Source organism: Sphingobacterium sp. B16(2022), from assembly GCF_012030425.1.
GTDB lineage: Bacteria > Bacteroidota > Bacteroidia > Sphingobacteriales > Sphingobacteriaceae > Sphingobacterium > Sphingobacterium anhuiense.
This window is the reverse complement of the sequence record NZ_JAAUVN010000011.1, coordinates 1-1,380: the sequence shown is the minus strand read 5'-3', so window position 1 is coordinate 1,380 and position 1,380 is coordinate 1. Positions and strand designations below refer to the sequence as shown.

1 rRNA gene is annotated in these 1,380 nt (G+C 50.2%); it reads left to right on the top strand.

Features of this window, described 5'->3' with window-relative positions:
- A 16S ribosomal RNA gene (locus HCX49_RS25205) occupies positions 1-1,337 on the top strand; the annotation flags it as partial.
- Between the last annotated feature and the right edge of the window lie 43 nt (positions 1,338-1,380).

Sequence of the window (1,380 nt, the reverse complement as noted above, 5' to 3'; positions counted from 1 at the left end):
ACCGGCATCGGTTTTTGATCAAATATTTATAGGATATGGATGGGCTCGCGTGACATTAGCTAGTTGGAGAGGTAACGGCTCACCAAGGCTACGATGTCTAGGGGCTCTGAGAGGAGAATCCCCCACACTGGTACTGAGACACGGACCAGACTCCTACGGGAGGCAGCAGTAAGGAATATTGGTCAATGGAGGCAACTCTGAACCAGCCATGCCGCGTGCAGGATGACTGCCCTATGGGTTGTAAACTGCTTTTGTCAGGGAATAAACCTTTCTACGTGTAGAAAGCTGAATGTACCTGAAGAATAAGGATCGGCTAACTCCGTGCCAGCAGCCGCGGTAATACGGAGGATCCAAGCGTTATCCGGATTTATTGGGTTTAAAGGGTGCGTAGGCGGTCCTATAAGTCAGTGGTGAAAGACGGCAGCTTAACTGTCGCAGTGCCTTTGATACTGTAGGACTTGAATCTATTTGAAGTGGGCGGAATAAGACAAGTAGCGGTGAAATGCATAGATATGTCTTAGAACTCCGATTGCGAAGGCAGCTCACTAAGTTAGTATTGACGCTGATGCACGAAAGCGTGGGGATCAAACAGGATTAGATACCCTGGTAGTCCACGCCCTAAACGATGATAACTCGATGTTTGCGATACACAGTAAGCGTCCAAGCGAAAGCGTTAAGTTATCCACCTGGGGAGTACGGTCGCAAGATTGAAACTCAAAGGAATTGACGGGGGCCCGCACAAGCGGAGGAGCATGTGGTTTAATTCGATGATACGCGAGGAACCTTACCCGGGCTTGAAAGTTAGTGAATGATCCAGAGACGGATCAGTCCTTCGGGACACGAAACTAGGTGCTGCATGGCTGTCGTCAGCTCGTGCCGTGAGGTGTTGGGTTAAGTCCCGCAACGAGCGCAACCCCTATGTTTAGTTGCCAGCATGTAATGATGGGGACTCTAAACAGACTGCCAGCGTAAGCTGTGAGGAAGGTGGGGACGACGTCAAGTCATCATGGCCCTTACGTCCGGGGCTACACACGTGCTACAATGGACGGTACAGCGGGCAGCTACATAGCAATATGATGCTAATCTCTAAAAGCCGTTCACAGTTCGGATTGAGGTCTGCAACTCGACCTCATGAAGTTGGATTCGCTAGTAATCGCGTATCAGCAATGACGCGGTGAATACGTTCCCGGGCCTTGTACACACCGCCCGTCAAGCCATGAAAGTTGGGGGTACCTAAAGCATGTAACCGCAAGGAGCGTGTTAGGGTAAAACCGATAATTGGGGCTAAGTCGTAACAAGGTAGCCGTACCGGAAGGTGCGGCTGGAATACCTCCTTTCTAGAGCATTCGGAATTGAAGCTCGTTACGGATACACATGATT